Origin of the sequence: Leptospira sanjuanensis (assembly GCF_022267325.1) — a bacterium.
GTDB lineage: Bacteria > Spirochaetota > Leptospiria > Leptospirales > Leptospiraceae > Leptospira > Leptospira sanjuanensis.
Map to the genome: position 1 here is coordinate 94,761 of NZ_JAIZBG010000001.1, position 24,054 is coordinate 118,814.

The window sequence follows — 24,054 nt, forward strand, 5'->3', positions numbered from 1 at the left end:
GTAAAACCCGTCTCTTAGGATAAACTTTATATTCGGCGGTCGCCAACGATTCTTTCCCAAAGCGCGGATGAGGGGATCACGACGCGGAAATAAAAAAGGCCCGAAGGAAAATCCCCCGAGCCTTTCGTTTTTACGGACGCAAGTTAGTTTGCCGTTCAGTCTTTGTCGTAGACCTTCTTGATTTCCTTGCTGTATTTTTCCGTAATCACGTGACGTTTCATCTTGAGAAGGTTGGTCAATTCGTCCCCGACCTCGAAAGGTTTTTTGGTGAGAATGACGTGCTGAACCTGCTCGAAAGATTTGAATCCTGTCTTTGTGCTGTTGTAGCTACGAACTTCTTTTTTGTAGAAGTCGATGACTTTCGGATGTTTAATCAGCTCTTCGAGTTTGGAAGTATCGATTCCGTTTTCCTTGCACCAATCGGTTAACTGGTCGATGTCCGGAACGATGATCGCCCCGAGAACCTTCTGATCCTGACCGATGACCATCGATTGTTTGATAAACGGTGATTCGTCCATCTTGTTCTCGATAGGAACCGGTTCCACGTTTTCTCCGCCTAACAATACTACGGTGTCTTTCGCTCTTCCGGTCAAAGTCAGGGTTTTCTTGAAGTTGATGAATCCGATATCTCCGGTGTTCATCCATCCGTCCACAATGGTCTTCTTAGTAACTTCCGGATTTTTGTAATATCCCTTCATCACTTGAGGTCCTTTTACGAAGACGACTCCTTTTTGTCCCAGCTTACCCGCGAGAACTTCGAACTTATCGTTGATGTGCGTCAACACATGACCGTTATCGTCCTTGATCATCAGTTCCGATTTAGGAACTAAGAATCCAACCGAACCGATAATCGGTTTTACGAAAGGTCTTACCGAGATTACGGGACTGGTTTCGGTCATACCGTAACCTTCCAAAACGAGCATTCCGATATCGTTGAAGAAGTTATCCACGTGCGATTGGAGTGCGCCCCCACCCGACATAGATCCCTTGAGCCTTCCACCGGTAGCTTGGCGGATTTTGGAAAGAACGATCGCATCCAAAGTCTTAGCGTTGAAGATCAATCCCAAACCCGCGATCGTTAAGAGGATCCAGCTTGGAACATGCACTCCGTACGCGGGAAGAGCCAAATACGCGAGAATCGCCATCGCACTTACGGTAAACGGTCCGGTTAGCAGAAGAACGATCAGGGATTTTACTCCGATTGCGAGGGATTTGAAAATATTTCTGTTTTCATAATCCACTTCCAATCCGCTCAAGAATCTTCTAGAAGCATTGTAGTGTTTCGAGAAGAAGTAAGCGAGTTTAAACAAACCTCTACGGATCGGCGGGGTTTGTTTCGGATCGTTTACTTTATTGTAAATTCCGGTATAAACGCTTTCCCAAACGCGCGGAGCGGACGCCATAAAGGACGGTCTCGCTTTCGCTAGATCGTTTTTAAGATCGGAAACTTTCGTATAATACGTTTGGATTCCGCTCGAGATGGCTCCATACTCATTGACCCTCTCGAAAATATGCCAAATCGGTAATATGGAAAGCATACTGTCGGTAGGTTTGATGTCCGTTAAAAGCATCGGCACAACATAAATCATCTGGTGAATCATGTTGGAATGCATGAGCATCACACCTTTCGGCATTCCCGTAGTTCCGGAAGTATAGATGAGGGTAAAGAGATCGTCGGGTTTGATTTCCTCGATTCTTTTCTCAGCTTTTTTGGATCCTTTGGCTCTAAGGGCTTTTCCTTCTTCGATCAGATCGTAGATTTTATGGATATTCTTTCCTTTTGCAGTGGAAGCCTTATCCATAATGACGACGGTTTCGACTTTATGAAGTTTCGGTTTAACTTTATTGAACTTTTCCAGCATCTTATCGTTTTCGATAAAAACGATTTTTGCTTCCGAGTGATTGAGGATATACTCGAGTTCGGATTCGGTTACGTCGGTTCCTCTAGGAACATTAGCAGCTCCCGAAAATTGAACGGCATAATCCGTAATCATCCACTCAAGTCTGTTGTCCGCTAGTACTCCGACATGTTCTCTCGCTTTCAGTCCCAAATGAATGAGCGCTTCGGCAAGAGAGATTCCCATGTCGTACAGCTGTTTATAAGAAGTAGGGTGGAATTCCTTATCTTCTCCTTTGCTCCAGAATACGGGTCGATCTCCAAATTTCTCGGTGGATTGTATCAACATATCCGCGAGGTTTTTATACATTTCCAATTCCTCTTTAGTGAGTTTTTACCGGAATGATTTCCGATAGGGTAAAGGCTGAATTAAGCTAAGGGAAAAATTGCGTGAGTCAACCAAATTTTGGAAAGAGGAAGGAGCGGGTGCGGTGCAAAAAGAAGGGAACCGTCTACCTCCGGAGAGATAGACGGAAAGAAGATATTATTGCTCTTCTCCGGCCGGAGCAGAAGATTCAGTGGAAGGAGCTGGTGCTTCTTCTTTTTTGCTTTCTGCTTTTTCCTTCTTGGACTTTTTCTTAGATTTTTTTGCCTTTTTAGCCTTTTTGGATTTCTTAGATTTCTTTCCTTTCTTTTCAGACTTCGTTTCTTTCGGGCTTTCGGTTTGTTCCGTTGGAGCGTCTGCAGCAGGTTCTTGTGCGACGAGTCCCGCGAATCCGGTCAACGCCATCGCTGCGATTAAAAGTTGGGCAAGAATTTTCTTAAAAAGGGTCATTGTAAAGTTTTCCTATTGAAAGAGTGATTGATTGGAGAACTCCAACATCCGTAGAAAAAAAGTAAATACGTTTTTTTTAAGGAACGGAACGGGAAGGGTTCCATTTTTTTCCCGAGGCGACGGCCGATTCCAATCGTTTGAGATATTCTTTTTTCGGAATTTGATACGCCCCAAGTCCAAGAGTAACAACGTTTAGTTGCTGCGTATCGAAAAGGGTAAAGTGATCTTTTTTAAGAGCCTCGAATAAATGGAAGAGTGCGATCTTTCCGAAATCGGGAACGAAGGAAAACATGGATTCGCCGGCAAAAAAATTTCCGATTGCGATTCCGTAAACGCCTCCTCCTAATTTTCCATTCTCATCCCAAACTTCCACCGAGTGAGCATATCCGAGTTTGTGAAATTCGGAATAGCCTTTGATAAAAAGATCGGTGATCCAAGTTTCTTCTCCGGGCCGATACGCGCAACAGCGCATGACTTGTTCGAAGGCCCGGTTGAAAGTAATCGTATAACGTCTTTGATTGATCTTCCGTCGTAAGCGCTTGGAAATATGCAAACGGTTCAGATCAAAAATCCCCCGGGGATCGAGACAATACCAAAGAATGGGCTCGTCCGACCACGGAAAGATTCCGTTCTTATAGGCGTATAAAAGTCGTTCGGGAGAAAGGTCTCCTCCCACCGCAACGATCTCACGGTCCCATACGTGAGGGTTTCGAAAAAAATCAGAGAAATCTTTCAAGACAGGCGCCTCATTCGAAAACGTTCTGAATTCTCCATAATTTTTTAAGACGGTAAAAGTGAAAAAGATTCTTCGATGAAATAGACGGGTCCGTCCGAGAATGTTTTGGATGAATAGATATGAAATTCGGAAACGGGGAAGTCCGAAGTGGAAAAGTCGGAGAATTCCTCCAAATAGGTGAGAACTCTCGTTCCGTTCGTATTCTTAAAACGGCCGATCGTTAAATGCGGATGATAATCCTGGCGGTCCGGGGAAAACCCAAATCTGCGAAGTCCGCCGTCCAAGGTTTTTTGGAGCTGTAAAAGTTCGGGCGGAGCGCTTACCTCCGCAAAAAGGATGGAAGGAGACTTTTGTTTTCCGAATGTTCCCACCGACTTCAAGTTTAAGTGAAACGACGGGGAAGAAACGGTGGAACAAAACTCGGATAGAACGTCCAGCTTCTCGTTCGATTGTTCGCCTAAAAAGACCAAGGTTATGTGAAAATTTTCCTTAGGAACCCAGCGCACGTCCGGTATACCGTAACAGATGGAAGTTAGTTGTTCTTTTACTTCTTCCGGAACGGAAATCCCCAGAAACGTTCTCATACTTAAAAGTTTAGGACCCCGTTCGATTTCCGCAACTAGATTCCAAATATCCGCTTATCTAAGAATTTCGAACTTCTTCTATCCTTAAAATTCCGCGTAACGAGTTGCAAAGAAAAGCGGAATTCGAGTTTGTTAAATCCTCTATGGAAAGAATTTTCTCGTAAAATCCATTTCGTTTTAGCAAACGTTCTCTGAACACCCCCGGAAGAACTCCGGCATCGAGCGGAGGCGTAAAGTAAGAATCTCCGATCTTTACGAATACGTTGGCGATGCTTCCTTCCGTGATTTGATCCTTCTCGTTTAAGAAGATTGCATCCAAACAATCCGCGTCCCGCGCGAGTTTCCCTTCCCGATCGTAAATCGCACGTAAATTCGTTTTATGTTTTCTGAATTCGGAAGTGGAATCCATTTTGATTTTCGAGATTCGAACGTTTCCTTTTTTTTGAAACCGTGAAAGTTCCGAGTGCTCCCAGCGTATCGTACCCGAAACATGCAGGCTGATTTTGACTCGGTGGGAATTTCGTTTAACTTCGGAGCGGATTTTTTGAAGGGTTGAATTCCATTTTTTTTCGGAGAATGGGATTTGCAGTTTTTGGGCGGAATTCCGGATTCTTTCCAAATGCTCTTTTAAAAAGTAAAATATTCCATTTTTATAAAGTATCGTTTCGAAAACGGAAAAATCGCGGGGAGCTTCGGTAAAGAACTTTGCTTTTTCGAAAATTTCGGACCATTCCCTTTCAGGATCGGAATCCCAGGTGATTCCGGAACCGATTCCGATATTTCCCTTTCCGCGTTCGAGTTCCAAGGTTCGGATTGCGATCGAAAACACCGCGTCCTGATTCGGTTGAATGACGCCGATTGCTCCCGTGTAAATCCCCCTGGGCGGTTCGAGTTGTTCGATAAGTCGCATCGCCCTAAGTTTCGGAGCGCCAGTGATCGATCCTCCGGGGAAAAGTTGTTTAAAAATTTCTTTCCAACCCGCGGAATCCGAAAGTTCGGAACGGATGGTGCTGGTCATTTGAAAGATCGTATTGTATGTTTCCACGGAAAAAAGCGCCTCCACTTGAACGCTTCCTTCTTGACTGATTTTACCGAGATCGTTCCGCATTAAATCGGTGATCATGAGATTCTCCGCTTTTTCCTTTTCGGAGTTCTGAAGAAGTCGGATGTTCTCTTTGTCTTCGTTTGCGGATTTTCCTCTAGGATAAGTGCCTTTCATCGGTTTCGTGACGAGCGTTCGATTCTTTTTTTCGAAAAAGAGTTCCGGAGAAAAAGAAAGGAGATCCGTTTTTCGGAATCGAATCCAAGATCCGTAAGATACGGGTTGTCGTTCCGAAAGTACTTTATAAAATGATAATATATCACCTTCGAATTCGAAACCGATCCGGTCTGTGTGATTGATCTGGTAGATTTCACCTTGAAACAAATGATCGCGGATCGTTTTCAGGTTTTGAAAATAGGTTTCCCGATTCGGCGTTTTCGAAATATAAAAGCCGTAGTTTTGAGCGGATTCGGAAAGCGGTTTAGAAATTCTTTCCGGCTTTTCGAAAACCGCAAAATACAAAAGTGGTAAAATTGTTTCAGTTCGTTTCCAATTTGTATCGGAAAAAAAATATCCTGCCTCATACGAAATAAAACCCGCTAAGTAATATCCTCGGTTTAAAGAATCTTCGATCTTGTGAAACGCTTCGGTCAGCCCTTCCGAGTTATAAGCTTCGATCGTTGTAATGGGATTGCGAAAGATAATTTTTCCGAAAGGATGGAATCCTTCTTCAAAAATCATAAAAGGCTGGTCAGAGAATAGGAGCTCTTCAATGCTCATTTTAGAACAAATTGAATAGGATTGATGATTTTGTCTCTTCGTTTCAAAGAAATAATAAGAATCTCCGGAATCGTTTTTATATCCGGGTTTATTTATTATATTCTCGCGCAGATCGGAAGAAACACCGCGATTCATCCCGGTTACGCTTCCGCGATATGGCCCGCTTCCGGTGCCGCGCTCGGACTTACGATTCTATTCGGAAATTACGCGATCATCGGAGTTTTTTTCGCATCCTTCTTTTCCAATTCGGGAACGGATCTTTTCTCGGGGATCTGGATGGATCCCGGAAAGAATTTATATCTCAGTTTTGTGATCGGGCTTTTCTCGGCTCTTCAATGTTACGCGGGAAAAGTCGTTCTTTCGCTGAAAATTCCAGGATGTAGAATTTCCGAAAAGACCCAATACGTTTTTCTTTTTATCGCTTTGGAAGCGATCGTATGTACGATCAGCTGTACCGGTTCCGTAACTTTCATGTATCTTTTGGGAGAAATCGATCTCTCCTTGGTTCGTCAAAGTTGGCTGACATGGTGGGCGGGCGACACGCTCGGCGTTTACATCGGCGCTCCCTTTGTCCTTTTTTGGTTTCGAGGCGCGTATAAAATTCCGCGTTGGACCGAATTTTTGGAATCGATCGCGCTTCTTCTTTTGATCGTATTTTTTTCCCTCGCCTCTTTCGATTTGGTAACTCCGATCGTTTCCATCAGTTATCCTCTCGGTTATATTTTAATTCCGTTGATCTTATGGTCCGCGTTTCGATTGGGAGAAAGGCCGAGCAGTTTGGCGGTGGTTCTTTCTTCGATCATCGCGATCTTAGGAACGATTTCAGGTTCTCCTCAGTTTTATGCCGAATCGATGAACGCTTCTTACATTCTTTTACAATTCTTCGTGGCCGTGTTGTCCATAACGAGTCTTCTCGTTGCAAGTATGGTGAATGAAAGAAAGGATGCGGAGAATCAGCTCCGCGTTTCTCATCAGAGTCTGGAAGACAAGGTAAAAGCAAGAACGCACGAACTTCTTCGTTCCAACGAAATTCTTAGAGAAGAAATTCACGAGAAAAACGACGCGAGGGCCGCGCTGGAAAAAAGTCAGATCCGCTATATGGGTTTGTTCGAACATCTTCCGGTTGCGATCATAGAAGCGGATTATTCCCAGCTCAAAAAAGTTTTGGACGGTTTACCCGAAGATATTCACGGAGATTCGTTTACGGATTACGTCGAAACGCATCCCGATTTTGTCCAGCTCTGTTTCGATTCGATTCAAGTCGTCGGGGTCAATCAGGAGACCGTCAATCTACTTCGTGTCGAATCCAAGGATGCGGTTTATAAAAATTGGAAACGGTTCTTCAGTCAGGATAATTTCAAAGTATTCAGAAGAGTTTTAAGAAAGATCAGGGAAGAATCCTATTTTTACGAAGTCGAAGTGGGTTTCCGCGTCCAAGATGGAACGAGACTGGATATTAAAATTCGTTGGTCAGTTCCTCCCGGGTTCGAATCGTCTCTTTCAAGCGTAATCGTGACGCTATTGGATTTTACGGATATTAAATCCGTGGAAAGGAAACTTCATCTTTCTCTGGAAGAAAAGGAAGTGATGCTGAAGGAAATTCATCACAGGGTAAAAAACAATCTCCAGGTGATTTCTTCCTTGTTGTCGATGCAATCGGATTATGTTCAGGATAAACAAAGTCTTTCCGTATTTATGGAAAGTCAGAACCGACTCCGAACGATGTCTATGATTCACGAAGAATTGTATCAATCGGAGAATCTAGGAAAGATTCAATATTCCGTATATATCGAAAAACTATTGAACCAGCTCTTTCAGGTTTACGGAAAATCCGATTTGGTCGAATTGATAACCGAACTGGAAACGTTGGACATCAGCGTAAACCGTGCGATTCCGATCGGACTGATCATCAACGAGCTCGTTTCCAATTCTTTAAAGTACGCGTTTCCGGAGGTGGAGAATTCTTCCGAAAAACCGGAGCTTAGAATTTCTCTCGCTAAAGTGGAGGAAAATCTGGAGATGCAGATCGAAGACAACGGAATCGGAATGCCTTCCGGTTTCGACTTAGAGGATTCCAATTCGCTCGGTTTAAAACTCGTGTATATCCTGGTGCGACAACTCAAAGGGAAAATCGATTTTTCATCGGATTCGAAACAAGGCACACGCTTTAAGATTCACATTCCTCTTACCGTCGATCTTGTCTGAAGAATCTTCCGGTTTACAAAAAAACTCCGAAACAAAACATTCTCCCCGAAGATGAAAAAGGAAGAAAAGATCCTGGCGCGCCGAGAGGAAATCTTAGACGCCGCCCTCGACATTTTTTCGGCGAAAGGATTTCACGCCGCGGGGATCGCGGATATCGCGGGTAAGTTGGACATCGGTCACGGAACCTGTTATCGTTATTTTAAGAATAAGTTGGATATCCTACATGCGCTTTTGGATCGAGTGCAGAACGGGTTGTCCGAAGTGATTTCCCGACAAAGTCCCGACAAATCCAATTCGTTGGAAGAATACCGTTCTCAAATCGCAGAAATCGGAGTCGGGCTTTTCGAACTTTTTGGAAAAGACACTCGCATCGGTCAGATTTTCTTTTTTGAAACGCAGGGGATCGACGAAACGGTGACCGTCAAGATTCGAAAGATTTACGAACTTTCCGCGCGCGTTACCGAGCTTTATTTGATCAACGGTGTGAAGAAGGGCTTTTTACGAAAGAATCTAGATACGGATGTCGCATCGAAAGCGATCAATTCCATGATGTTTGAAGGAATCCGCCAATCGATTTCCCACAAATCCGATCGAGACTATGCGATTCGCTGGATGAAAGCCGTTCCCGATCTGATGTTAGATGGGATGAGGGAAAACCAGTGATTGGTTTCAAGTTAGAATTCTGCGTATTGTCGGAACTTATGGTTTTTAGAAACGTCCAGAAGTGGGTTTGTTTTTAATTTGGCAGTTCTGAAGAGAATTTCCGTTTCTCTTTTGAAAAGTATGAGTTCCTACATTCTTTCAGAATTAAACTAGAATTTACGGATTTTCGACCCGAAGAAGATCTTCATACTCGTTTTGCCCTTTCGGAGCCGTTGAACACCACCATAATAAATTTATGTCTCTTACGGTGGAAATTTCAACGGATTCATCGGAATTTGAAATCGAAGGAGTTCCCACATTTTTTACTTGAAAAAACTGAATGATATATCATTCTAAATTTAGATTAAAGAAATCAGGAGAATTGAAAATGGTACAAGTTGACGTTTTCTGGGCCTACGGGTTGGGTGCAGGGTTTGCAATGGCGGCTTCCCGTCAGATTAAAAAAATTCAGTCGGGAGATTCCCTCGGTTCGGCTTCTTTGAAAGAGATAAAACCGAAGAGTTCCGACGAAAAGACTCCTTTTTGGAAGACAACATACTTTCTCATCAACGTGTTGTTTCTCTCGTTGGTTTTCGGACCTTCGGGTTTATATCTTGTTTGGCAGTTTACGAGTTGGGAAACCATGCAGGCCTTGGACAAGTCGATGCCGGGTTGGCTCGTGACGTTATTCGGCTTTACGAACGTGTCACAGGGAATTCTTGCGTTTTGGGTCGTTTGGAAATTGCTCGAAAAATCCAAAGCTTTTTACGGTTTTTTACAGGTTATGCTCGGTTACTTCGGAATGTTTTTTATCCTCGTTCACGGTTGGGATGGAGAAGGGTATAAACGATTTTTTTCAGCAACCAGAGAAGAATATCTCAACGATTGGACTTGGGGCACCGCACTTGCCTGGTTAACATCCGACGTCGCAATCACGCTGTATGTCATGGGAATCGTAATGATTCCGATTATGATTTCGATCCTATCCAACTGGATTGAAGAAGGTCTTGAAATCCGCGACGTTACCCTCGGTCAAGAAACCAAGGAAACCAAAGGAAGCGTAATCGCGAGAATTCTTTACTTTTTAGGTTCTGTGTTTATCGGCGCTCTCGGGCTTGCAATCTTCTGCAGCTTGTTGATTCACGCGCTCGGTTGGACGTTCGGAACGATTTTTTCTTTAGGAGTTCTTTATATATTAGGAATTTCTAAATATGGAATATTGTTCGCCTTTTACAAGGGGATCTTCCATTTAAAAGGGAATTCTTCCTCGGCATCAGGAGTGATCGCAGGAGCAAGGGCTTAAGCTTCGAAGGCTTTTTCGTATTCCTGAATCAAAAGATCCGGGTCTTCCGTTCCGACGGAGATTCGGATCAAGTTCGGATCGAGTCCGTTTTCCTTCAGAAATTTTCTTCCTTCTTCCCGAGTCACCAACTCGTAATGTGCGAGATAAACGTAGAGCATATTAAGGGTGAATTCGGTTCCGAAACTCGGTCCTTTCAGCAACGCGAGTCGATCGTAAAATTTTTCCAAAGGAACCGCGAGTTCGATCGATAAAACGCCGGATTGAATTCCGGGAATTCTCGTGATCTTTTCAAAGTTTGCGGAAGAATCGGCGGAACCGGTCCAGAATACGTTTCGGATTCCAGGATGTTTTGAAAAATACGCGGCGAGTTTTTTCACATTTTCGCTGATCTTCAATACGCGTTCTTCATAATCTTTGATTTCATACGCAAGACGCTCGCAGTCCCGAATATACGGTTCCTCGATCCATTCTTTGCAGATGGAAAAAATTTCCGAAAACCATTTCGAGTGTTTGTTGAACACGACGGCTCCCATCATAAGATCGCCGTTTCCGCACGCAAACTTGGTTAAACTTTCCACGATCACGTCGACATACGGAAGCACATCGATCACCGCGGACCCGGCGACGGAAATATCCGCGATCAAAGGAATCTCATATCGGTCCACGATGGATTTTAATTTTTCATAATCGGGAACTAATAAAAGCGGATTGGTCGGACATTCTGTGATGATTCCGGCGACTTGCTGCGAATTCCGTTCGAGAAATTGTTCCAAGTCCTGAAGATCCGTGGCGTTGTGAATCACGTACGAATCTTTCGTATATTTTTCCAAGATTCGAATGTTGTCCACATACAACCAACCGAGACGAATCCAAATCGTTTTTCCTTTTTTTCTTTGAACGCGATCCAATGCTTCGAACGCCGTGTAGACTCCGTTCATTCCCGACATGGAAAGTAAAATCGGAGGATTCGCATTTCCATAAAAAGAGGAAAGCTTCGAAAGAATTTTCGGAACGGGAGAATCCTTTTCCGCCTTTTCACGGAAAACTTCCTGCAAGATTCCTTTTTTTAATAAGAAATCTTCCGCCATTCTCGAAGACGCAAGGCATCCCGTGTGTTGTATGAAGGAGAGAATTTCTTTTTCCAAATCCTTGAGATTCGGAATGACCAAAGTGAAAATTCCTTCGTCTTCAAGGATTTCGTATTTTTCTATGGAGAACTTTTCTACGATTGCGTTTGCCGCTTTTTTGGAAGAGACGATGAACTGAGGAGTGGAGACGTTTTTTACTTCTCGGTTGTAATCTAAAATTCTCGCGATATAAGAATGCGCTACAAACCTCGGATAACCTGATTTCAATCGGGAAAGCGTTTCGGTTCTTTTTTCTTCGTAACCGATCACGTCCGCCAACTGGGGAAGACTTACGGAAACCGCGTGAATGTTTTCAAACGGAATTCGTTCTCCGCAAAGGGTCCGGTGGGGTTCGTTGATTTCTTTTAACATCTCTATGATTCCAGTCGTCAATCGATCCGGGATTTTTCAACCCGGATTCGCTTGAAATTCTTCAATGAGTTTGCGTTTCCGAAATTTTACGCGCTCTATCTTCTTCGGTCAAAGCTCCGATCAATTCGTCCAGATCCCCTTCCATGATCGCGGAAAGATTGTGGCTCGTAAATCCGATCCGATGATCGGTACATCGTCCTTGCGGAAAGTTATAGGTCCGCACTCTTTCGGAACGATCCCCGCTTCCTACCATCTGTTTCTTGATCGCATCGGACGCTTGTTTTTTATCTTCGGCTTGTTTTTCCAGAATTCTCGCGCTCAAAATCCGAAGAGCCTTGGCTTTGTTTTTATGCTGCGATTTTTCATCCTGACAAGCGACCACAACTCCGGTGGGAATGTGAGTGATTCGAACCGCGGAATCCGTCGTGTTTACGTGCTGACCGCCCGCACCGGAAGATCGATATACGTCGATGCGGAGATCGTTTTCGTTGATTTCGATTTCTTCTTCGTCGGCTTCGGGAAGAACCGCAACCGTGACGGCGCTTGTGTGAATTCTTCCCCCGGATTCTGTGCTCGGAATTCTTTGAACTCGATGTGTACCGCCTTCGAATTTAAAAAGGTCGTAAGCACGATCGTCTTCGAGTGCGAAAATAATTTCTTTCAAACCGCCGATTCCCGTAGGCGACGAATCGATGACTTCGGTTTTGATTTTTTGTTTGTCCGCAAATTTGGAATACATTCTGAAAAGATCGGCCACGAACAAACCGGCTTCTTCTCCTCCGGTCCCGGCGCGGATCTCCACAAGAATATTCTTTCCCGAATTCGGATCGGGAGGTAAGAGAAGAATTTCGAGTTCCTTTTCCAACTCTTCCAGTTTTTGACCCGCCTGACGGATTTCTTCCTTGAGCATGGAATGCATTTCTTCGTCCTTTTCGGACTGGATCAATTCTTCGGCGTCTTTTCGATCCTGATGGATTTTCAGATATTCTTCCACCTTGAGATAAAGAGGAGTGAGCCTGGATCTTTCTTTGTATAGATTCTTTAACGCCGAAGGATCTTTCGCGAGATTCAACTCTTCGCTGATTCGAAGGTATTTTTCTTGTATTTTTTCAAGTCTATCTATCATTGAATGAACTCGACCTTTCCTTTGTAAATCAACGCACTCTATGGAAAACCATATTTCCGTCGCAGAAGCTTTTTCTGAAAAATTCTTATCGCTACTAACGGACCTTCGAGGTTATCGGAGTCCGTTCGGTAAAACCGTGGGTGATCCTTCCGATTTCGTTCAGGAATGCGTTCAAAAGGCTTCGATCCGAGCCGGAGCGATCAGCGCGGGGCTTTCGATTCCGAAACGGCATCTCGGTTATCTGACTTTGTTACCCGAAATGATCTTATTCTATAGAATCCAAGGTCATCTTGTAAAAGACATCGCCGCTCTTTACGGAAAAGAATCCCAGGTTTCTCCCGAAATTATGAGTTATTGTATCTTTCCGGATAAGAATCACGCGTTGATCCGTTCGATCGTCCGAGACGCCGGAAGCCGCGTATTAGTGAGACCCGCTTCTTTGGAAATTCTTCGTTCGATCGGATTTCATCTCGGTTGGAAGTTGTTCCGCAGAAACGGAAATTTCTCCTCCAAGTATGCTTGGCTTCCGTACATCGGCGCGATCTTAAACGGGGGAATTTCGTTTTTGGATACGAAAACGACGGGAAGAAGAGCCGCTGAACTCTTTCAAAAGGAATTGGAATTTACGGGCCGCATCGAAGAATAGGTCTGAGACCGATTTTGACTATATTATGAAACTTGAATCCATTTTGAAAAAAAGAATCGCGTTAGCCGCTTTTGTTAAAAAGAATATGATCCTGGTTTTGTTTGCGATTTTCTTTTTCAATCTCTGTAAAAGCAGTCACGAGACTTTTATCGAAGAGATTCAGGAACTCGTAGAACAGGAAAAATACGAAAAGGCCTCCGAAAGGTTGAAAGAAAAACTTCAATCGCCTAAAGACCGGGATGAGATCCTTTCCTCGGAAGCTCCCGATTCGGCGCGTATCATCGAATTTTCCAGCGATCGTTTAAAGCTCGTTTGGACCGAGGACCAGAAGATTTACTTTCAGGATCTTGCCTCGGGCGAAACCAATTCACGCAGCCTGGATCAAACCCCTTCCAACCTTTCTCTTTCACAAAACGCAAACTATGCCCTTGTCGAATATACGATGCAGGCTTCGGGGGGTTGCAGATACGTTGCGATTTCCTTAAAAGATTCGAGTCTTTCCTACGAAGCCGGCGCTCAGGTTTCTTGCAAAAGCAGGGGTTCGATTTTGCCGGACGGTTCCAAAATATATTACTTCGTGGACGACAATCTTTACGAAGAAAAAACCGTGGAACCGCGAAAGCCCGTTCTCGTTTTAAACAAGGAAAAAATCGTATCACCGTTTCCTAATTTAAAAACGAGATTTCTCATGTATCCTTCCGGAAATTCGTTTTTGATCTTTTCCGGAAACGCGGGCGCGTACAACTTATATTGGTTTCATCCTTCTCAAAAAACGGCGGAGAAGATCGATAAGGATATTTTGAGTCCAATCTTGTATTACGGAAACGGAGAAAGCGCGTATTACGTGGGAGGTGAAATCGGAAAACTGCATCTCCGAAGAATCAACTTTTCCTCGAAAGGAAAACCTTCCATTACGAAACTTTTTACCGTAAGCCGGAAGGAAATCAATCCTTGGAAACTTTCCAAAAAGAACGAGTTTCTTTCCGGATATTCCGGAAAGGTTCATCTTTGGGGTCCGGCTAAGAAAAGTCAGAATCTTCCGATTCTTTGTGAACGCGCTTATTTAACCGGAGACGATCGGATCGTTTGTGAAAACGAACCCGGACAATTGCTTCTCAGTAAGCTCGACTTTCAACCGGAAGATTGGAGTATTTGGAAACTTTACGAAGAAGTTCGCAGTAAGTGACGGATCGATTCCCGTCGATCGAAAATCAAGAGCAGCGTTATTGAGTTTTCTTTGGGACGGGTTCTTATAGCAATCACGGAATCGGTTCGCGCGGCTTTTTTACACCGCGCGCAATTTCGTTTAACAATTAGAGAAACAAATTTAAAATCAGGGGTTCTCGGCTATTTACGCCGGGGGTCAAAGCGCCGTATCTGGTTTTGATATAACTTCCTCCGCCGTAATTCCGGTCTAAAAACGAACCGGAAGGAATCATACGGACCGTCGATTCGATATTGGATTTAACCGCCCATTCTTTCAGTTCCGCTTCGGAAGAATCTTCTCCGATCGCGATCACTCTGGACACGAACGTCTTTTTCACTTTCTCTTGAAATTCGGGATTCTTAAAATCCTCCAGATAAAAAATTCCGAATCTTGCAAACGGAAATTGGAATACGGCCAACGGTCTTTCGGCCGTTTCGGTTGTTGCGGAATTTTCCGTAGACTTCAATTTCTCCAGCGTATTCTTCCAAGCTTCCGAAGGAGCTCTTACAAAAATCGTGTCTTTGAAAGTGATCGATTTACTCGGATCGAAAATATAGACGGCTTCTTTCCAAATCGTTTGCGACGCGTTATCCGTAACGTCGGATTCGGAATTTGCAATCGGCAAAAGAATCGAACCGGGTAAAATATAAATTCCGTAGGTTCGGGAGAGATTGGAAAAAATTCTCAAGTAGGTGGCGGCGACTTCCTTATAAGGATCCGATTTTTTTCCGGAGTTAAAACCGATCGTGCTTTTAAAGAGATTCTCCCATTGAATCAAACGGAACGCTTCTTCCAACGAAGATTGTTTGAAGATTTCCTGACGGGAATTTAAAAAATACAAAAAACTTCCGGTATGGGCCGGGTAAACGACGAGCGTATTCTTTTTTAAAAGTCCTTTTTGTTTCGCCTGTTTGAGAGGACTTTCCACCGATTTTAAAAATCGTTCTTCGGAAGAAAAATCTTCCAGTTTCCATTCGGGTTGAATAACGAGAATGTTCCCGGCGTTTCGATCGTAACCGCTCGCTATAATCTGATATTCTTTATTAGGAAAGGAATTGTATTGTTCGGAAGAAATCGGTTTTCCCGAAAAAATATAAGCGATTCCTAAAAAAATCGGAATCAAGATCAACGAGGCGATTGCGTTTTTCCAAAAGGGAGTCATATTCTATTTTTCTAATGCACTAAAGATGCATATTCCTTAAGATACAGATTTACGGCGTCGAGCATGTATTCCGTAAAAAGCGGACTCGGCTCGTATGTGCGGACGTTTTCCCAGGCGATGTAGTCGTGTTCGTCGGAAAGGACGATTTCTCCTCCGAGAAAATCCGCGTGATACGCGATGATGATGCAGGGAAAATTTCCTTCGTTGACTCTGTGTTTGTGAACGAACAACGGTTTCGGGGAGACTTCGATTTGAACCTTCGAACCTAATTCTTCCTCGATCTCGCGTTCCATACTGAGGTTCCAGTCTTGGAAGAATTCGTCTTCGTTCATTCTTCCGCCCGGAAGATCTCCCAAGCCGGATTTACGGTCGCGGAGAATGAGAAGTTCGTCCCCTTTTCTAAGAAACAGTTTTTGAGTGATTTGAAAAAAGCCGTGTTTGCTCAAGGGATGATTCGTTCTCCGAGTTTCCTACAGGGGCTTATATTTTTGGCGGGCTGACAATCATTTTTATCTTTGTTTGTTCTTCAAAGTCGAGTCGGCCGTTATCAGATGAACCGTTATCGATTGGTATAAAAGAACGCCAAGATCAGAGTAAGAATGATGAAAATCAGGTTGAGAATAAATCCGGAATGGAGCTGTTTCCGCTCCGTCGGTTTTAGAAAATAAGCGGCGAAGATCACGGAGATAAAACCGCCTAAGTGCGCCCAACGTGCAATTCCATCGTCCGAAAATACGTTTGTAATATCGGAATAGACCATGATCCAAGCGACGAGAAAGACCGGGAAAGGAATATTCTTTCCGTTGAATCGAAGCGAGAAGGGAGAAAGCAAAGCGGCGACGGCGGCGATGCCAGAAATCGCACCCGACGCGCCGACTACGGGAGTCGAGTCATGGAGAATGACTCCTCGAATGAACGAGTCCAACAAAGATGAAATCAATGCCGCCATAAAAAAGAACAAGAGCCATCTTCCCTTACCCGCTTTGAACTCCACGGCTCTCCCAAGAAAGAAAAGATAAAACATATTTCCGAATAAGTGTATTAGATTTCCGTGATAGAATACCGCGCCGATCCATGCGATCGGATGGATTCTTCCGGGATGATTGAGAAAATAAAGCCGGATCAGATGTTCGGGTACGAAAATGTTCACGAGAAAAAAAGTCGCAACATTCAAAAAAACGAAAAAAGTCGTAAGAGGAAATTCAAAAAGGAGAATTCGAATCAAAGTGTTTCCTGTCCTTCGGGAAAATATCGGGTAAGATAGGATTTAAGAATAATCTTCAGTTCGATGATCATTCGATTTGAAAATTCCTTATCTTTTTGTTCGCGAATCCAGCGATTGAGGATTGCATCCGTAACTTCGACGACGATTCTTGAGATGATTTTATTTTCGGCTGGTTCGACGTTGAACTGGGAAAGAATCATCGAAACATTTTCCGCAATCTTAATGTTGTTTTCGCGGTCGATTTCGATCAGCTCTGGGTCTTGTTTCATGGAAGACCAAAGAGGAGCGAAACCTGGTTCGGTAAGATAAAAGTTCGCAAAAGAATCGATCACTGAGTCGATCAAATCTTCCCAGGATTTTCCGGAGAGATCGGATTCAAAAATCGCGGAAAGCATTAGGTTGACTCGTTCCAAATGTCTTTGTCCGACCGCGTTGAGTACGGCGTGTTTGTTCGGAAAGTATTGATACAAGGATCCGATGGGAATTTCCGCTTCGAGCGCGATCATATTCGTGGTGATCGCTTCCGCTCCGTGTCTTTCTAAGAGAACGGCGACTACGTCCAAAATTTTCTGAACTCGATCAATGGATCGTTTCTGAGACGGTTCTTTTCTCGGGTTCAGAAGAGACGGATCTTTCCCTGTTTCGCTATTTATAACTTTCTTAGCTTTGACTGTTTTCTTTGAAATCAATTCCGATCTCCGTCCCAAAGAGGATCTGTCTCCATTTATGGATTTCGTTGGATAAATTCAAGAAAAGTTATTCATGGAAACATGAATTGTTTTGAGATTCCGATTCGATTGAAATTGAAATTCATTCTAAAATTTGAAAACGTTTTCATCTTCGAATTCGATTGAATTCTCCCATTACGTTTCTCGAAAATCCCCTTTGGTTCTTGTAATTTCGCAGTTTAAAAAAAAATCGGCTATCTCGATCGAATCGGAACGAATTTTTCCGAGATTCATGCCGGTTTTCGTACGCTCCAGAACCGTTGAAGGGGAAAGAAAAATGCGCTTGAATTCGAATGAAGAGGAAGGATAAATTATGATGTCGGATTTGGTTCATAAAATTCCACCTCGATTAGAAGAGATTCTCGGGTCGGATGGAAAGGAACAATTTTTGGTTTTTTTAAACGAGGCATTCATGATCTCCAAAAACCTGATCTTAGAAGCGGGACATCAGCGTTTTGAAACGACTTTGAAATCCGAAATATCGAAAATCGAAGTTATGATGGAGACGTTTAAAACGAACTTTTCCGGAAACTTGGAGCGGCTTCAACATAATGTGGATCTGAAGATCGTAAAAATTCACGGAGAAATTTCCGAACTTCGTGCGGAACTGAAAGTCAATGTGAACGAACTTCATTCTAAGATTTTATTCGTTCAACACAAGTTGGAAATGGACGTCGCTGAACTTCGACAAGAGATGGGAGAATTTCGGATGGAACTGAAAAATGAAATGGCCGCTCTTCGATCGGAATTAAAAACCGAGATGGCTAATTTTCGCGCAGAATGGAAATCGGATCTTTTGGAAGTGCAAAAATCAATCGTCGACATTCACAGAGCGATCGCACTTCAGACGCGCTGGATCCTCGCGGGAATGGTCGGTGTCGCAACTCTTTCGGCGGCGATCGGAAAGTTGATTCATTGATTTGCCGAAGAAGGGACTCGCCCCTTCACAGTCTCGCATCCCTGCTCGACTAAGTTCCGGGGCGTCTCGAACTTGCCTCAGCACATCGTGTGCTTCGGTCGCTTTTTACGAAAGCTCAAACGCTTTCAAGTTCTCGCTTCGAGTCCTTGTTTGATTGTTGATTATAATTTTCTGCCGAAGAAGGGACTCGAACCCCCACGACCTTGCGATCGCTGGCACCTGAAGCCAGTGCGTCTACCAATTCCGCCACTTCGGCGAGGTGGAATGCAGAGATAAACTGCTCTTACAATTTCGAGAGACTTGGGTTTTCCGTCATCCATTATTTTGGAATTCATTGACACGGAGGTCGTTCCGATTCTATGATCCAGTTAGAATGAAAGCAGAAAGAAAAACCTCCGAAACAGAGATCAAATTGGAGATGAATCTCCGCGGAACCGGTAAGTATCAATTTGATACCGAGATTCCTTTTTTCGAGCACATGCTTTCACATATTTCCAAACACGGCTTGATCGATTTGAATCTTTGGTTGAGAGGGGACATCGAGATCGATTGTCATCACTCGGTCGAAGACACAGCCATTTTAATGGGATCGACGATTCACAAACAACTCGGCGATAAAGCCGGAATTTTTCGTTACGGACATTTTACTCTTACGATGGATGAGGTTTTGACGACCGTTGCCGTTGATTTGGGGGGCCGTTACTTTTTTAAATACACCGGCCCCGAGTTGACCGGAAAATTCGGAATTTATGACGCGGAACTTTCTCTGGAGTTTCTGCAAAAACTCGCACTGAATGCGAAGATGAATCTCCACGTGGTCGTTCATTACGGTGATAACAGACATCATATTCACGAATCCATCTTTAAGGCTCTAGGCAAGGCGTTAAGAATGGCGATCGCGCAAGACGCTGCCGCAGCGGGCGCGATTCCATCTACGAAAGGAGTGTTGGAGTGATCGCCATTCTCGATTACGGAATGGGAAACATACATTCCTGCATCAAAGCCGTTTCGCTTTATACGAAGGATTACGTTTTTACGAATGATCGTTCGGTGATTGAAAATTCAAAAGCTCTAATATTGCCGGGCGACGGTCACTTTGATAAAGCAATGGAGAATTTGAATTCCACGGGTCTTCGCGAAACGATCGACAAACACGCGAACGCGGGAAAACCTCTTTTCGGAATCTGCATCGGCTTCCAGATTCTTTTCGAATCTTCCGAAGAGACGGCGCAAGGTACGAAAAAGGAACAGATTGAAGGTCTGGGTTACATCAAAGGAAAGATCAAAAAGTTTCAAGGCAAGGATTTTAAGGTTCCTCATATCGGATGGAACCGTCTTCAAATCCGCAGAAAGGATAAGAGCGTTCTTTTAAAAGGAATCCAAGATCAATCCTTCTTTTACTTTATTCATTCTTACAGACCGACTGAGGCGGAAGGAAACGCGATCACCGGCCTTTGCGATTACTATCAGGAAAAATTTCCCGCTGTAGTCGAAAAAAATAATATTTTCGGGACTCAGTTCCACCCCGAAAAATCTCATACTCACGGACTTAAACTTTTGGAGAATTTCATTCATTCCGTATGATCATCATTCCCGCCATCGATCTATTAGATAATTGTGCCGTTCGTCTTTTCAAAGGAAATTACGAAGAAAAGAAAATCTATTCCTCGGAACCTTGGAAACTCGCGGAAGGTTTCGCGAAGAACGGCGCGACCTTGCTTCACTTGGTCGATTTGAACGGAGCAAGAAATCAACTCGGCGTCAACGAGCTTTCCATTCTGAAAATACGCGAAACGACTTCCCTCAAAGTGCAGTTAGGCGGAGGAATCCGGGACAAGGAAAAACTCGCTTATTACGATAAAATCGGAATCGATCGTTTTATTTTAGGAACGGCCGCGGTGACTGATCCGGATCTTTTGAAATACGCTTTGGATCAATACGGAAAAGATAGAGTCGTCGTAGCGGTGGACGCGCGCGACGGGATCGTAAAGATCGCGGGATGGGAAAAAGATTCCGGCGTTCATTACCGAGATCTAATGGAACGTCTCGCAAAGGCGGGCATCGAACACGTGGTCTTTACGGACATCGCTCAGGACGGAACTCTCGCAGGGCCGAATCTGGAAGCATATCGGGAGATTTTAAATTCTTATCCGTTTCAAGTGATCGCTTCGGGAGGAATCTCCTCCTTAAAGGATCTTATGGATCTTTCCTCGCTCGATACGAAGATTCCTTTGTTCGGTGTGATTACCGGCAAAGCGTTGTACGAAGGAAAGCTGGATCTTGCGGAAGCGATTTCTTCCATCTAAGGAAACCGAATTCGAAATTAGTTTTTTCTTTTCATTTGAAAAGGAACCATACATAAAGGTAAATCGATCTTACAGGATCGGGGAAACTCATGAGCCAACTTTCTAAAAATAAAATATCGATCATTCTTTCCGCATTAGGATTGCTTCTCTCGTTTTTATTGATTCAAAAATATTACGGAGATCCAAGCTCCGTCGGCGAAACTCTTTGCAACGCATTGAGCGAATCCGGTTCCTGCGACAAGGTTTCCGAAAGTTCTTATTCCGCGATCCGGAACGTTCCGGGTTTGGGTGATCTTCCGATCGCTTTGTTCGGCTTTGTATTTTACGGTTTCGTAGGTTTTCTTTTCGTATTATCCGAAATCAAAAAAGAAACGGCCGAATCCAATCTCAGACTCGCATTTTACGTTTTGGTTCTCGGTTTAGTTGCGGATGCCGGATTGTTCATTATTTCGGTCGGAGTGATCAAAGCGTTATGCGGTCTTTGTGCCGCAACGTACGCGGTTACGATCGCGCTTCTCGCCGTTAACTTTTCCGAATTTAAAAAACTTTCCGATAAATCGATTCGGGCCGTTACGAATTCCTTAAACGGAAATATATTGAATCTTTTGATCGTGGTTCTTTCCTTTTTCGTCTTTGGTCTTTATGGAGGGAGAATTTCCACAGGCGGCGCGAGACTGGTTTCGGGCTCGGCAAACGGAGAAAAATCCATTCCCGAGCAGTTGAAGGAATTTGAAACCTCCGCTACCGTTCCGATCGATCTGAAGGATGTTCCGGTCGTCGGCGATCCGAACGCACCGATCACGATCGTAAAATACGCCGATTTTAATTGCGGTCATTGTATGCACACGAGCAAGATTTTGAAATCGTTCCTGAGCGAATACAGCGGAATCATCAAAGTCGCATATAAGAATTTTCCGTTGGATGGAAACTGCAATCGTCTCGTGGGAAGGAAATCGCCCGAAGCGAGTTCCTGTGTTGCTGCGAGCGCAGCACTTTGTGCGAATCAACAGAACAAATTCTATCCGGTCTACACCGGATTGTACGATGATAATGAAGCCGGTGTAATGCACACGGCCGTAACCGTGAGCCGCCTTGCGGAAAAGAGCGGATTAAAAATGGATCAGTTCCGGGCTTGTATGAGCTCTTCCAAGATTAGAGATCAGATCAATCGGGAAGTGGACGAGGCGGAACAATTGAAGATCAATTCCACTCCGACGTTGTTCATCAACAACAAACCTCTTCCGAAGAGCGGAACACCGGACGTTGACTTTTTACATCAACTGATCAATCAGCTGATTAAACAAAGCTGACGTTCATATCGTTCGAACATGGAGACGGATAAACGATTCTGCAGAAACTGCGGCACTCATATTTTAACCGAGTCCGTTCAGTGCGTTTTCTGCGGATCGTTTCAAACTCCCGGTTCGGTTCCTTGGTATCGATACGTTTCCGAAAGTAAATTCTTTCGGACAAAGCTGCTTTATCCGATTTTTCCCGTTCTGGGTTTGCTTTTACCGGTGCTTCACTTCTTTTTTTGGATTGGAAAGATTCCCTTTTTCGCTTCTATATTATTCTTTTTATGGACGCTGATCTTTTCGATTTCGGGTTGGATCGGGGAATTGATCTTGGACTTGAAATTTCGCGGAGACGTAAAGGACTTTAAGGAAGGATTTATAGAATGGCAAAAACATCTCTATGATCGTTCTCCGTATCTTTCTTATTTCGGTATGATCCTATTCGTAGCGACGCCTTTGATTCAATGGCAGAATTCCCTTTGGTTCTCCATGGCTTCCGCGAGCATCTGGACTTTATTGATTTCCTTTATTTCCCTAGTCATCGTTCCGCTAATTTAGAAATTTATGAATTTCTCAAATTTAAAAAGAACGCTCCGGCTTCCGGTTACGTTGAACTGGATTTTCGGAGGAATGTTCGTATCCGTATTATTCTCCGTTCTCAAGTTTTTCGATACGGAAGGATTGGAAAAGATTTCGTATTCCGAGCTCACGCTTCTTGTAGTATTGAATATCGCGGCTGCGCTTCCTTTGAATTATCAGCTCGCACGAGGAAAATGGAATCTTCAGCGATGGATGAAGTTTTCGTTTTATTGCTGGTATGTTCCGATGTTGCTATACAACGCTTGGCTTACCGTTCAAGTTCCCGATTTTTTAGTCGTGATGATTACGACGCTTTACGCGGGTTATCTCGCTTCCTTCGGAGTAATGGAGCGAAGATATTTTATTTTCGGAGCTCTGATCTACGCGTTCGCTCTGTTCGTTTTTTATTTTACCGGAATCGCGGGAACTTCTCCCGTACGTCTGAGCGATCGGACCTTGGTGATCTTTTTTATCGTTTTCGTAGTAACGGTATTGTTATACTTTTACTGGATGAGCGAGGCTTCCGGATTTTTAAAGACACAAACGTCGACCGTTCAAAAACTTTTGCGCGAATCTAGAAAGGACAAACGAAAACTTTCGGAGGAAAGAAGGACGATCGAAGAGCTGATGGCTCAGTTGAATAAATCGTTTCACATCATCAAAAAGGATCTTTCGACCGCAAAAAGAATCCAGAAGAGTATGCTTCCTTCCGGGTATGAAGAATTCTCCGAATTGAAAATTCGCGCCGAATACATTCCCAAGGACGAAGTCGGCGGTGATTTTTACGACGTAACTCGAACCGGTCCCGGGACATATCGTTTGTTTCTCGCAGACGCAACGGGTCACGGGGTACAAGGGGCTTTGATCACGATGGCAATCAAAGTCGCGTACGAGTTCGTAAAACAATCCGGAAAACGTCCCGGTGAAATATTAGAAATATTGAATGAGGACTTTCTTTCGAAGTTTCGATCGTTGAATCTATATTATACATGTATTCTCGCCGATTTGGACTTGAACACGGGAGTTTTGCGGTATTCCTCGGCGGGTCATCCCGAACAAATTTTATTGCATGATTCCGAGTTTATGCTTTTGCAGAAAACGGGCAGAATGATCGGACTTTCTCCGGCTTCGATCTATAAGGATCGGATTCAAAAACTTCTACCGGGCGATCGGTTGTTCTTATTTTCGGACGGTTTGTTTGAGGAGCTGAATGCTCGGAAGGAGTTTTACGGAGAAGAACGGCTTCAAGCATTGATCCGGGAAAATCTCGATCGAACCGCAAAGGAAATCGTCGATCTCGTTTTGGAAGATCTCCGCGACTTTACGAAGGATAACAGTTTTCAGGACGATTTGACCGTCATCTCGATTCAAATTCCGGATATGATTCGGTAAAAAATT

Annotated in this window: 22 protein-coding genes, 1 tRNA gene and 1 pseudogene; 12 read left to right on the forward strand and 12 right to left on the reverse strand. The window is 43.9% G+C overall.

The genetic code is table 11. The annotated features are described in order from the left end of the window. Window positions 1-155: 155 nt before the first annotated feature. The 5 genes from LFX25_RS00460 to pabB all read right to left on the reverse strand — a co-directional run bounded on the left by LFX25_RS00460 (window position 156) and on the right by pabB (window position 5,814). Complete coding sequence (locus LFX25_RS00460; protein ID WP_238728352.1) at window positions 156-2,207, reverse strand: AMP-dependent synthetase/ligase; 2,052 nt, start codon at window positions 2,205-2,207, stop codon at window positions 156-158. Window positions 2,208-2,381: 174 nt separating this feature from the next. After that, window positions 2,382-2,672, reverse strand: a complete 291-nt coding sequence (locus LFX25_RS00465; protein ID WP_238728353.1) for a hypothetical protein — start codon at window positions 2,670-2,672, stop codon at window positions 2,382-2,384. A 76-nt stretch (window positions 2,673-2,748) separates the two neighbouring features. Beyond that, window positions 2,749-3,408 carry a leucyl/phenylalanyl-tRNA--protein transferase gene (aat, locus tag LFX25_RS00470; protein ID WP_238728354.1) on the reverse strand — a complete coding sequence of 220 codons (660 nt, stop codon included), beginning with the start codon at window positions 3,406-3,408 and terminating at the stop codon, window positions 2,749-2,751. A gap of 44 nt (window positions 3,409-3,452) precedes the next feature. After that, window positions 3,453-3,992: an RNA 2',3'-cyclic phosphodiesterase gene (gene thpR, locus LFX25_RS00475; protein WP_238728355.1), complete on the reverse strand. Its 540-nt coding sequence runs from the start codon at window positions 3,990-3,992 to the stop codon at window positions 3,453-3,455. Window positions 3,993-4,050: 58 nt separating this feature from the next. Beyond that, window positions 4,051-5,814, reverse strand: a complete 1,764-nt coding sequence (gene pabB / locus LFX25_RS00480; RefSeq protein ID WP_238728356.1) for an aminodeoxychorismate synthase component I — start codon at window positions 5,812-5,814, stop codon at window positions 4,051-4,053. A gap of 30 nt (window positions 5,815-5,844) precedes the next feature. Here pabB and LFX25_RS00485 point away from each other — a divergent pair, with 30 nt between their 5' ends. From LFX25_RS00485 to LFX25_RS00495, 3 genes are all read left to right on the forward strand, one after another. Further along, window positions 5,845-8,019: an MASE1 domain-containing protein gene (locus LFX25_RS00485; RefSeq protein ID WP_238728357.1), complete on the forward strand. Its 2,175-nt coding sequence runs from the start codon at window positions 5,845-5,847 to the stop codon at window positions 8,017-8,019. 51 nt (window positions 8,020-8,070) lie between these two features. Then, a complete protein-coding gene (locus LFX25_RS00490; RefSeq protein ID WP_238728358.1) occupies window positions 8,071-8,682 on the forward strand; it encodes a TetR/AcrR family transcriptional regulator in 612 nt (203 codons plus the stop codon). Window positions 8,683-9,049: 367 nt separating this feature from the next. Beyond that, window positions 9,050-9,964 carry a hypothetical protein gene (locus LFX25_RS00495; protein WP_238728359.1) on the forward strand — a complete coding sequence of 305 codons (915 nt, stop codon included), beginning with the start codon at window positions 9,050-9,052 and terminating at the stop codon, window positions 9,962-9,964. Here the strand turns inward: LFX25_RS00495 and LFX25_RS00500 are convergent. Both LFX25_RS00500 and prfA read right to left on the reverse strand, forming a co-directional pair. Next, complete coding sequence (locus LFX25_RS00500) at window positions 9,961-11,463, reverse strand: aminotransferase class I/II-fold pyridoxal phosphate-dependent enzyme (protein WP_238728360.1); 1,503 nt, start codon at window positions 11,461-11,463, stop codon at window positions 9,961-9,963. The genes LFX25_RS00495 and LFX25_RS00500 overlap by 4 nt on opposite strands. A 61-nt stretch (window positions 11,464-11,524) precedes the next feature. Continuing rightward, window positions 11,525-12,589, reverse strand: a complete 1,065-nt coding sequence (gene prfA, locus LFX25_RS00505; protein ID WP_238728361.1) for a peptide chain release factor 1 — start codon at window positions 12,587-12,589, stop codon at window positions 11,525-11,527. A gap of 40 nt (window positions 12,590-12,629) precedes the next feature. Between prfA and LFX25_RS00510 the strand changes: the two genes are divergently transcribed. Together LFX25_RS00510 and LFX25_RS00515 are read left to right on the forward strand one after the other, a co-directional pair. Further along, the gene (locus LFX25_RS00510; protein WP_238728362.1) at window positions 12,630-13,235 is read left to right on the forward strand and encodes a hypothetical protein; all 606 of its coding nucleotides are present in this window, start codon (window positions 12,630-12,632) and stop codon (window positions 13,233-13,235) included. A gap of 25 nt (window positions 13,236-13,260) precedes the next feature. Continuing rightward, on the forward strand, window positions 13,261-14,421 hold the full coding sequence (locus LFX25_RS00515) for a TolB-like translocation protein (protein ID WP_238728363.1): 1,161 nt from the start codon (window positions 13,261-13,263) through the stop codon (window positions 14,419-14,421). Between the two features lie 127 nt (window positions 14,422-14,548). Here the strand turns inward: LFX25_RS00515 and LFX25_RS00520 are convergent, their stop codons facing one another. The 4 genes and pseudogenes from LFX25_RS00520 to LFX25_RS00535 form a co-directional block, all read right to left on the reverse strand. Beyond that, window positions 14,549-15,604, reverse strand: coding sequence for a hypothetical protein (locus tag LFX25_RS00520; protein ID WP_238728364.1), 1,056 nt, complete (start codon window positions 15,602-15,604; stop codon window positions 14,549-14,551). 11 nt (window positions 15,605-15,615) lie between these two features. Beyond that, window positions 15,616-16,050, reverse strand: coding sequence for an NUDIX hydrolase (locus LFX25_RS00525; protein ID WP_238728365.1), 435 nt, complete (start codon window positions 16,048-16,050; stop codon window positions 15,616-15,618). A gap of 113 nt (window positions 16,051-16,163) precedes the next feature. Continuing rightward, on the reverse strand, window positions 16,164-16,829 hold the full coding sequence (locus LFX25_RS00530; RefSeq protein ID WP_135778928.1) for a rhomboid family intramembrane serine protease: 666 nt from the start codon (window positions 16,827-16,829) through the stop codon (window positions 16,164-16,166). Continuing rightward, window positions 16,807-17,518: pseudogene (locus LFX25_RS00535) on the reverse strand (TetR/AcrR family transcriptional regulator). Before LFX25_RS00535 ends, LFX25_RS00530 begins: the two are co-directional and overlap by 23 nt. 352 nt (window positions 17,519-17,870) lie before the next feature. On the opposite strand from LFX25_RS00535, the gene LFX25_RS00540 reads away from it, so the two are divergent. Then, the gene (locus tag LFX25_RS00540) at window positions 17,871-18,476 is read left to right on the forward strand and encodes an LA_3696 family protein (protein ID WP_238728367.1); all 606 of its coding nucleotides are present in this window, start codon (window positions 17,871-17,873) and stop codon (window positions 18,474-18,476) included. A 172-nt stretch (window positions 18,477-18,648) separates the two neighbouring features. Here LFX25_RS00540 and LFX25_RS00545 read toward each other — a convergent pair. Then, window positions 18,649-18,732 (reverse strand) — tRNA-Leu (locus LFX25_RS00545). Window positions 18,733-18,849: 117 nt separating this feature from the next. Between LFX25_RS00545 and hisB the strand changes: the two genes are divergently transcribed. From hisB to LFX25_RS00575, 6 genes are all read left to right on the forward strand, one after another. Continuing rightward, window positions 18,850-19,431: an imidazoleglycerol-phosphate dehydratase HisB gene (gene hisB, locus LFX25_RS00550; RefSeq protein ID WP_238728368.1), complete on the forward strand. Its 582-nt coding sequence runs from the start codon at window positions 18,850-18,852 to the stop codon at window positions 19,429-19,431. Then, entirely contained in the window at window positions 19,428-20,060 is a 633-nt protein-coding gene (gene hisH, locus LFX25_RS00555) for an imidazole glycerol phosphate synthase subunit HisH (protein WP_238728369.1), read from the forward strand. The genes hisB and hisH overlap by 4 nt, the downstream gene beginning before the upstream one ends. After that, window positions 20,057-20,782, forward strand: a complete 726-nt coding sequence (gene hisA, locus LFX25_RS00560; RefSeq protein ID WP_238728370.1) for a 1-(5-phosphoribosyl)-5-[(5-phosphoribosylamino)methylideneamino]imidazole-4-carboxamide isomerase — start codon at window positions 20,057-20,059, stop codon at window positions 20,780-20,782. The genes hisH and hisA overlap by 4 nt, the downstream gene beginning before the upstream one ends. Before the next feature lie 89 nt (window positions 20,783-20,871). Beyond that, window positions 20,872-22,092 (forward strand): vitamin K epoxide reductase/DsbA family protein, encoded by a 1,221-nt coding sequence (locus tag LFX25_RS00565; RefSeq protein WP_238728371.1) that lies wholly within the window; start codon window positions 20,872-20,874, stop codon window positions 22,090-22,092. An 18-nt stretch (window positions 22,093-22,110) separates the two neighbouring features. After that, window positions 22,111-22,635: a zinc ribbon domain-containing protein gene (locus tag LFX25_RS00570; protein WP_238728372.1), complete on the forward strand. Its 525-nt coding sequence runs from the start codon at window positions 22,111-22,113 to the stop codon at window positions 22,633-22,635. A gap of 6 nt (window positions 22,636-22,641) precedes the next feature. Then, window positions 22,642-24,048, forward strand: a complete 1,407-nt coding sequence (locus LFX25_RS00575) for a PP2C family protein-serine/threonine phosphatase (protein WP_238728373.1) — start codon at window positions 22,642-22,644, stop codon at window positions 24,046-24,048. Window positions 24,049-24,054: the final 6 nt, after the last annotated feature.

Excerpts from the sequence above, each read along its gene's own strand:
- LFX25_RS00460 (WP_238728352.1), bottom strand. The coding sequence starts at position 2,207 with ATGTATAAAAACCTCGCGGATATGTTGATACAATCCACCGAGAAATTT.
- LFX25_RS00465 (WP_238728353.1), bottom strand. The coding sequence starts at position 2,672 with ATGACCCTTTTTAAGAAAATTCTTGCCCAACTTTTAATCGCAGCGATG.
- thpR (WP_238728355.1), bottom strand. The coding sequence starts at position 3,992 with ATGAGAACGTTTCTGGGGATTTCCGTTCCGGAAGAAGTAAAAGAACAA.
- pabB (WP_238728356.1), bottom strand. The coding sequence starts at position 5,814 with ATGAGCATTGAAGAGCTCCTATTCTCTGACCAGCCTTTTATGATTTTT.
- LFX25_RS00490 (WP_238728358.1), top strand. The coding sequence starts at position 8,071 with ATGAAAAAGGAAGAAAAGATCCTGGCGCGCCGAGAGGAAATCTTAGAC.
- LFX25_RS00495 (WP_238728359.1), top strand. The coding sequence starts at position 9,050 with ATGGTACAAGTTGACGTTTTCTGGGCCTACGGGTTGGGTGCAGGGTTT.
- LFX25_RS00500 (WP_238728360.1), bottom strand. The coding sequence starts at position 11,463 with ATGTTAAAAGAAATCAACGAACCCCACCGGACCCTTTGCGGAGAACGA.
- prfA (WP_238728361.1), bottom strand. The coding sequence starts at position 12,589 with ATGATAGATAGACTTGAAAAAATACAAGAAAAATACCTTCGAATCAGC.
- LFX25_RS00510 (WP_238728362.1), top strand. The coding sequence starts at position 12,630 with ATGGAAAACCATATTTCCGTCGCAGAAGCTTTTTCTGAAAAATTCTTA.
- LFX25_RS00515 (WP_238728363.1), top strand. The coding sequence starts at position 13,261 with ATGAAACTTGAATCCATTTTGAAAAAAAGAATCGCGTTAGCCGCTTTT.
- LFX25_RS00520 (WP_238728364.1), bottom strand. The coding sequence starts at position 15,604 with ATGACTCCCTTTTGGAAAAACGCAATCGCCTCGTTGATCTTGATTCCG.
- LFX25_RS00540 (WP_238728367.1), top strand. The coding sequence starts at position 17,871 with ATGATGTCGGATTTGGTTCATAAAATTCCACCTCGATTAGAAGAGATT.
- hisB (WP_238728368.1), top strand. The coding sequence starts at position 18,850 with ATGAAAGCAGAAAGAAAAACCTCCGAAACAGAGATCAAATTGGAGATG.
- hisA (WP_238728370.1), top strand. The coding sequence starts at position 20,057 with ATGATCATCATTCCCGCCATCGATCTATTAGATAATTGTGCCGTTCGT.
- LFX25_RS00565 (WP_238728371.1), top strand. The coding sequence starts at position 20,872 with ATGAGCCAACTTTCTAAAAATAAAATATCGATCATTCTTTCCGCATTA.
- LFX25_RS00570 (WP_238728372.1), top strand. The coding sequence starts at position 22,111 with ATGGAGACGGATAAACGATTCTGCAGAAACTGCGGCACTCATATTTTA.
- LFX25_RS00575 (WP_238728373.1), top strand. The coding sequence starts at position 22,642 with ATGAATTTCTCAAATTTAAAAAGAACGCTCCGGCTTCCGGTTACGTTG.